The 7,248-nt window shown below is 70.4% G+C and carries 7 protein-coding genes; 3 read left to right on the forward strand and 4 right to left on the reverse strand.

What is annotated here, in order from left to right:
* Positions 1-216: hypothetical protein (locus Q7P21_RS17865; protein WP_304178160.1), on the forward strand; the 216-nt coding region annotated here is incomplete at its 5' end.
* Positions 217-252: 36 nt separating this feature from the next.
* Positions 253-438, forward strand: a complete 186-nt coding sequence (locus Q7P21_RS17870) for a hypothetical protein (protein WP_304178161.1) — start codon at positions 253-255, stop codon at positions 436-438.
* On the opposite strand, the gene upp is transcribed toward Q7P21_RS17870, so the two are convergent.
* The 3 genes from upp to Q7P21_RS17885 are packed head-to-tail and all read right to left on the reverse strand — an operon-like array spanning position 423 to position 3,527.
* Positions 423-1,052 carry a uracil phosphoribosyltransferase gene (upp, locus tag Q7P21_RS17875; protein ID WP_304178162.1) on the reverse strand — a complete coding sequence of 210 codons (630 nt, stop codon included), beginning with the start codon at positions 1,050-1,052 and terminating at the stop codon, positions 423-425. The two genes, Q7P21_RS17870 and upp, sit on opposite strands and share 16 nt — an antisense overlap.
* 8 nt (positions 1,053-1,060) lie before the next feature.
* The gene (locus tag Q7P21_RS17880; protein ID WP_369695353.1) at positions 1,061-2,284 is read right to left on the reverse strand and encodes a DUF1688 family protein; all 1,224 of its coding nucleotides are present in this window, start codon (positions 2,282-2,284) and stop codon (positions 1,061-1,063) included.
* Positions 2,277-3,527, reverse strand: a complete 1,251-nt coding sequence (locus Q7P21_RS17885) for a GTP cyclohydrolase II (protein ID WP_304178165.1) — start codon at positions 3,525-3,527, stop codon at positions 2,277-2,279. Before Q7P21_RS17885 ends, Q7P21_RS17880 begins: the two co-directional genes overlap by 8 nt.
* Positions 3,528-3,731: 204 nt before the next feature.
* Between Q7P21_RS17885 and Q7P21_RS17890 the strand changes: the two genes are divergently transcribed.
* The gene (locus tag Q7P21_RS17890) at positions 3,732-7,010 is read left to right on the forward strand and encodes a carboxyl transferase domain-containing protein (RefSeq protein ID WP_304178166.1); all 3,279 of its coding nucleotides are present in this window, start codon (positions 3,732-3,734) and stop codon (positions 7,008-7,010) included.
* Positions 7,011-7,020: 10 nt separating this feature from the next.
* On the opposite strand, the gene Q7P21_RS17895 is transcribed toward Q7P21_RS17890, so the two are convergent.
* Positions 7,021-7,200: a rubredoxin gene (locus Q7P21_RS17895; RefSeq protein ID WP_304167310.1), complete on the reverse strand. Its 180-nt coding sequence runs from the start codon at positions 7,198-7,200 to the stop codon at positions 7,021-7,023.
* Between the last annotated feature and the right edge of the window lie 48 nt (positions 7,201-7,248).

Below are 7,248 nucleotides of genomic sequence, written 5' to 3' on the forward strand. Positions count from 1 at the left end.
ATCGTCTACGAGGCGCACAAATACGCCGAGCAGGTCGGCTCCGACGCCGTCACCGACGTGGTCACCCATGTGACCACCGAGATCAATCAGCTGGCCCACAAATACGACAACCTGCCCGAGGGCGCGGTCCGCGCCGCCGCCCTGCGCGCTGACATCGCCCCCGTCATCCGCGATTGCCTCGACAGGGCCCTGGTGATGGACAAGCCGCCGGAATAGGGAGCTGGCGTTCCTGGAAGGCATCGGAGCAGGCCCATGAACAAGCTGACCCACAAGGGCTTCACGGCGCGGGTCGAGTCCGACGCGGAAGACGAGATCCTCGTGGGGCGGATCGCTGGGATCAACGACATCATCAGCTTCCACGCCGACAGTGTCGCCGACCTGAAGGCGGCGTTCCGCGGGGCGGTAGGCGACGACATCGCCCCCTACCGGGTCCCGTAAAGCCGATCCCCCGCATCCCCGAGTCCGGGGAGGATATAGCCCCGCTCATCCAGCTCGCGATCGATCCCCGCCGTCCAGACCGGCACGTCGGGGTGCTCGGCGGTGAACCGGGCCAGGCCCTCCGGCGCCGCCAGGATGCAGACGAAGCGAAGGTCGACGGCTCCGGATTCCTTCAGCCGCTCGACCGCGGCGCTGGCCGTGCCGCCGGTGGCGAGCAGGGGGTTCATGACGATGACCGTGCGCTCAGCCAGGGTCTCGGGCGCCTTGAGATAGTATTCGACCGCCACCATGGTCGCCGGGTCGCGATAGAGGCCGATATGGGCGACGCGGGCCGAGGGGGCGAGGATCAGCATGCCCTCCAGCATGCCTTCGCCGGCCCGCAGGATCGGGGCGAAGACCAGCTTCTTGCCGGCGATCTCGGGGCTGCCCATGGACTCCATGGGCGTAACGATCATTTTGTGGGTCAGGGGCAGGTCGCGGGTGACCTCGTAGCAGAGCAGGGTCGAGATCTCCCGGGTCAGTTCGCGGAAGGTCTTGGTCGAGGTCTCCCGATCGCGCAGGCGGGTCAGCTTGTGCTGCACCAGGGGATGGTCGACCACGGTCACGTTCTTCATGAGCACTCCTAGAACACAGCGCCGTCGCTGAGGATGGCCAGAGGCGGCCCGCCGTCGAGGCGGCGCTCGGCGGCGAGCCGGCGTCCGGCCGCCCAGGTGCCGCCCTCCAGCACCCGGGCCAGGGGAAAGGCCTCGGCGCTCAGGCCCAGCCGCTCGCGCACCAGGGGCGCGATGCGGTCGAGCAGGGCGACGGTCAGCGACCGCCAGGCCACCACCAGGGGGTCCGCCACGTCCAGCGGCAGGGCGGCGGCCACGGGATCGGTCGCGACCAGGACCCCGCCGTCGAGTAACAGGCCGCCATTGCGGTACTCGGCCAGGCCGGTCAGGCCGTCGATGTCGGTGACCGCGATCCCCGCCGCCTCCAACGGCTCGATCAGGCTATAGGCCAGCCACTGGCTGAGCTTGTGCAAGGGCACGAGGCCGTCGGTGGAATCGGGGCGCAGGATCGCGGGATGGCGCCAGGTGTCGCCCATGGGCAGGCCCATGATCGTCAGCCGTCCGGACCAGATCGGCCCGAGCCCTTCGAGCAGAGCCTCCAGGATCGCGGGGGCGGGAAGCCGTCCGTCCACGGCGCGGGCGGCCAGGAGGTCATAGAGCCCGCCCGGTCGCGGCGCGGACTTCAGGGCGAACAGGTCGGGCTGGGCGTGGGTCTGTTCCCCCAGCCTGCGCAGCAGGGCGGCGCGGCCCTCCAGTCCGACCAGCGGATTGGCGTCGCTGACCTGGAAGCCTTGGGCCAGGGCCTGGGTCGAGAGATCGGCCAGGGCGTCGGCCTTCAGGGGCGCGTCGTCGCGGGAGAACGCCCCGGCCTCGAACAGCCGGAAGGAGGCGACCGCCAGGCCCTCGGAGCGCCCCGAGACGCTGTCGGTTCGTGCGTCCCTGAACCGCCACGCCATGCCCGCCCCGGCGTCCAGCAGGACCGAGGTGATGGCGAGATCGAAGGCGGCGCGGGCGCGCACGTCCCGGTCCTTCCAGTCGGTCCGCCCGGCCAGCTCGGCCCACAGGTCGCGCCCGCCGACCACGAAGTGCCGCCAGCGGGCATGGAAGGGCACGGCGAGATCGGGATAGCGGCTGCGAATAACCTCGGCGGTCAGGTCGGCCAGGGGCTCCAGCCGCGCCAGATCGACCCGCCAGTCGGGCAGGGCGCCGGCCAGCGCCAGGCGCAGCATCTCGTGGCCGCGCTCGCGCACGGCCCCGGCGGTCAGGAGGGCGCGGGCGGCCTGCAGCTCAGAAATCCTTCAGGTCGCGGCCGATCACCTGGCCCAGCTCGGCTTCCGTGGGGGCCGGGCCCTGGCTGAAATAGCCGGCCGCCTTCTTGGCCTCCATCTCGACATTGGCGTCCTGCGGCACCAGGCCGTCGGGGATCTGCACCCGCTCGCCGATGCTGATCCCGCTTTCGATCAGCGCGTCGTGCTTCATGTTCGACATGGAGACGAAGCGGTCGATGTGGCGGATCCCCAGCCAGTGCAGCACGTCGGGCATCAGCTGCTGGAAGCGGGCGTCCTGCACCCCGGCCACGCACTCCGTGCGTTCGAAATAGGTGGCGGCCTGGTCGCCGCCAGGCTGACGCTTGCGGGCGTTATAGACCAGGAACTTGGTCACCTCGCCCAGGGCCCGGCCCTCCTTGCGGTTGTAGGCGATCAGGCCGACCCCGCCGGCCTGGGCCTGGCGGGCGCACTCCTCGATGCCGTGGGTCAGATAGGGCCGGCAGGTGCAGATGTCCGAGCCGAACACGTCGGAGCCATTGCACTCGTCATGCACCCGGCAGGTCAGGGGCGCATGGCCGATCAGGGCCGGGTCGCCCATGATGTAGAGGGTGATCCCGCCGATCGGCGGCAGGAAGACGGAGATGTCCGGCCGGGTGACCAGCTCTGGGTACATGCCGCCGGTTTCCTCGAAGAGCGTCCGGCGCAGCTGGGTCTCCGACACGGCGAAGCGCTCGGCGATGCCGGGCAACCACCAGACCGGATCCAGCGCCGCCTTGGTGACGGCGATGTCGCCTTCCGCGCGGACCACGGTCCCGTCGACCGGCAGCCGGCCCTTGGCGATGGCGTCCTGGATTTCCGGCAAGGTGATGCGGGCGCGGGTGATGGCGATGGAGGGGCGGATGTCCAGGCCCTCGGCGATCTCTGCGGCGAAGTCCTGGGCGACCCTATGGCCCCAGGGGTCGAGGCTGACGATCTTGCCGGGATCGCTCCATTGCGGGTGTGGCCCGATCTCCACGACCGGCGAGGTGTCGGTCAGGTCCGGCCGCACCAGCGAGCTCATCGCGCCGGACGAGATGGCCAGGGCCCGATAGATCGAATAGGCGCCGCCATGGGCGCCGATGGCGTTGCGATCGGGGCCGGCATTGACGGTGGCGATCACCGGGCCACGACCTCTTGCCGTGTCGGCGCCCCAGTGGATGGGGAATCGGCTCGCCGTTCCCGCCCCCGGATGGGAGGTCAGGCGGATGTGGCCCTGGCGGTTCGTGGTCATGTCGTCCTCGCGGCGCGCAAGCGGGCGGCCCGAAAATGAAAAGGGCTCCGCGCTGTCCGCCAGCGAGGAGCCTTTGGGCGGAAACTGTGCGCCTAAGCTTCTGAATTGGCAAGAGGACTGCTCTGACAGGGTAAATGACCGCTTCCCGAGGCTGGCAAGCCAAGGTCTAGTTGGAAAAAACAAGATCGCTCTCGGGAACGCTCCATGCCGCTTCGCAAGCTCTTCATCGCCAATCGCGGCGAGATCGCCATCCGTATCGCCCGCGCGGCGGCCGAACTGGGGATCGCTTCGGTGACGGCCTGGTCGCAGGATGACGCGGGCTCGCCCCATCGCCGGGCGGGTGACTTCGAGGCGCCCCTTCCGGGGAGCGGGCCCCGGGCCTATCTCGACATCGCCGCCGTGGTCGCCGCCGCCGTCGCCGCCGACTGCGACAGCCTGCATCCGGGCTATGGCTTCCTGTCGGAATCCGCCGCCTTCGCCCGCGCGGTCCAGGCGGCCGGCCTCATCTTCGTCGGGCCGGAGCCGGAGACCCTGGAGCTGTTCGGCGACAAGGCCCGGGCCCGTGAACTGGCCGAGCAGGAGGGCGTGCCCTTGGCGCCCGCCACCGGCGGCGGCGTGACCCTGGACGAGGTGCGCGCCTTCCAGGAGGGGCAGGGGAGCGAGGTCGACCTGATGCTCAAGGCCGTGGCCGGCGGCGGTGGACGCGGCATGCGCCGGGTGCCGGCCGGCGAGGACCCCGCCACCGCCTTCGACCTCTGCACCCGCGAGGCGGAGTCCGCCTTTGGCGACGGGCGGCTGTTCGCCGAGCGCTATATCGGCCATGCCCGCCATATCGAGGTGCAGGTGGTCGGCGACGGCGAGCACGCCATCACCCTCCATGACCGCGAATGCTCCCTGCAACGCCGTCACCAGAAGATCATCGAGATCGCCCCGGCCCCGGCCGTGCCCGACGAGGCCCGCGCCCGGCTGACCACCGCCGCCCTGTCCCTGGCCAAGGCCGCCCGCCTGAAGGGCCTGGCGACGGTGGAGTTCCTGCTCGACGCCGATGACCGCTCGACCCTGGCCTTCCTGGAGGTCAATCCGAGGCTCCAGGTCGAGCACACCGTGACGGAGGCCGTCACCGGCCTCGACCTCGTCCAGATCCAGCTGCGGATCGCCGCCGGCGCCAGCCTGGCCGAGCTCGGCCTCGACCATGGCGCGCCCGATCCGCGCGGCTACGCGGTGCAGCTGCGGGTCAATCTGGAGACATTGTCCGTAGACGGAACAATGGCTGGAGGTGGCGGCGGAACTCTGGTCCGCTACGAGCCCCCCTCGGGTCCCGGGGTCCGGGTCGATGGCTATGGCCGGGGCGGCTACACGACCAGCCCGGCCTTCGATTCGCTCATCGCCAAGCTGGTCGTCCATGTCGCGGTCAGTGACCTGAAGGCCGCCCTGGCCAAGGCCTCGCGCGCGGCCGCCGAGTTCGTGATCACCGGGGTAGACACCAACCTGTCCCTGCTGAGGGCCATCCTCGAACGCCCCGAGGTCGCCGACAGCCAGGCCTCGACGGGCTTCCTGGAGGCGAACATCGGCCTGCTGGCGGCCCGGGCCGCCGAGCTGACCCCGGCTGAGGACGTCCAGGCTCAGGCCCATGTGGCCACGGTGTTCGAGACGGGTCCGGCCGGCACGGTCGCGACCTCGGCCCCTTTGCGGGGCACCCTGGTCGCGCTGGAGGCCGCCGAGGGCGAGACGGTCCGCGCCGGTCAGGCCATCGCCATCCTTGAGGCCATGAAGATGCAGCACGTGGTCACGGCGGCGGCTGGCGGCGTGGTCCGTCGCCTGCCGCTGGCCCTCGGCGCCGTGGTCGAGACCGGCGCGCCTCTGGCCTTCATCGCCCCCTCGGACGCGGGTCAACTGGCGGAGGTGACCGAGGACCTCGACCTCGACCTGGTCCGCTCGGACCTGGCGGAGGTGCGGACCCGCTATGCCCTGACCCTTGACGAGAACCGTCCCGACGCGGTGGCCCGGCGTCGCCGGACGGGTCAGCGCACGGCGCGGGAAAACCTCGACGACCTGTTCGACCCGGGCAGCTTCGCCGAATATGGCGCCCTGGCCATCGCCGCCCAGAAGCGCCGGCGCACGGTCGAGGACCTGCAGGTCAACACCCCCGCCGACGGCATCATCACCGGGGTCGGCGAGGTGAATGGCGGGCTGTTCGACGAGGACAAGGCCCGCTGCGTGGGGCTGGCCTATGACTTCACCGTGCTGGCGGGCACGCAAGGCCACTTCAACCACAAGAAGACCGACCGGATCCTGGAGTTCGCCGAGCACTGGAAGGCGCCGGTGATCTGGTTCACCGAGGGCGGCGGCGGCCGGCCGGGCGACGTGGATGTCGGCGGCCTTTCGGCCTCGTCCCTGGACACCACCAGCTTCACGACCTTCGCCCGGCTGTCGGGAACCGCGCCCCGGATCGCCATCAATTCCGGCCGCTGCTTCGCCGGCAACGCCGTGTTCTTCGGCTGCGCCGATGTGACCATCGCCACCCGCTATTCGAACATCGGCCTGGGCGGCCCGGCCATGATCGAGGGCGGCGGGCTGGGGGTCTTCACCCCGGACGAGATCGGACCTTCCGAGGTTCATTGGGAGAATGGCGCGCTCGATCTGCTGGTCGAGGACGAGCAGGCGGCGGTGGTCGCGGCCAAGCACGTGTTGTCGATCTTCCAGGGCCCGGTGAAGGACTGGAGCTGCGCCGACCAGCGCACCCTGCGCCACCTGATCCCGGAGAACCGGGTCCGGGTCTATGACGCGCGCCGCGTGATCGAGACCCTGGCCGACACCGGGTCCTGGATCGAACTGCGCGGCGGCTATGGCGTGGGCATGATCACCGGCTTCCTGCGGATCGAGGGCCGTCCGATGGGGCTGATCGCCAATGATCCGCGCCACCTGGGCGGGGCGATCGACAGTCCTGGCGCCGAGAAGGGCGGCCGGTTCCTGCAGCTGTGCGACGCCTTCGGCATTCCGGTGGTCTCGCTCTGCGACACCCCCGGCTTCATGGTCGGGCCGGACTCCGAGAAGACCGCAGCGATCCGGCGGGGCTCGAGGCTGTTCGTGACCGCGGCCGGCCTGTCGGTTCCGCTGTTCGCCGTGGTGCTGAGGAAGGGCTACGGCCTGGGCGCCCAGGCCATGACCGGCGGCGACTTCTCGGCCTCGGCCTTCACCATCGCCTGGCCGACCGCCGAATTCGGGCCCATGGGCCTGGAGGGCGCCGTGCGGCTGGGCTACCGCAAGGAGCTGGAGGCGGAGACCGATCCGGCGGCCCGCGAGGCCCTGTTCCAGAAGCTGGTCGGCCGCATGTACGAGACCGGCAAGGCGATCAGCGTCGCCCAGGTCAACGAGATCGACGCGGTGATCGACCCGGCCGAGACCCGCGCCTGGCTGGTCCGGGGCCTGAAAAGCTGTCCGCCGCCCGTGCCCGGGCGGCGGAGCTTTGTCGACGTGTGGTGAAGGGCCGCCGCTACAGCTCGATCATGTCGAAGTCGATCTTGGGCGTTCCGCAGAGCGGGCAGATCCAGTCGGCTGGAATGTCCGCCCATCGGGTTCCGGGCGCGAGGCCCTCGCCCGGATCGCCGGCTTCCTCGTCATAGATGTAGCCGCAGGTGCGGCACTGCCAGGTCTTGTAGGGCTGATCGGCCATGACCCGCCTCAGTGCAGCTTGAAGCGGATCGGCACGGACTTGGGTCCG

The organism is Phenylobacterium aquaticum (genome assembly GCF_947378715.1).
Lineage (GTDB): Bacteria > Pseudomonadota > Alphaproteobacteria > Caulobacterales > Caulobacteraceae > Phenylobacterium > Phenylobacterium aquaticum_A.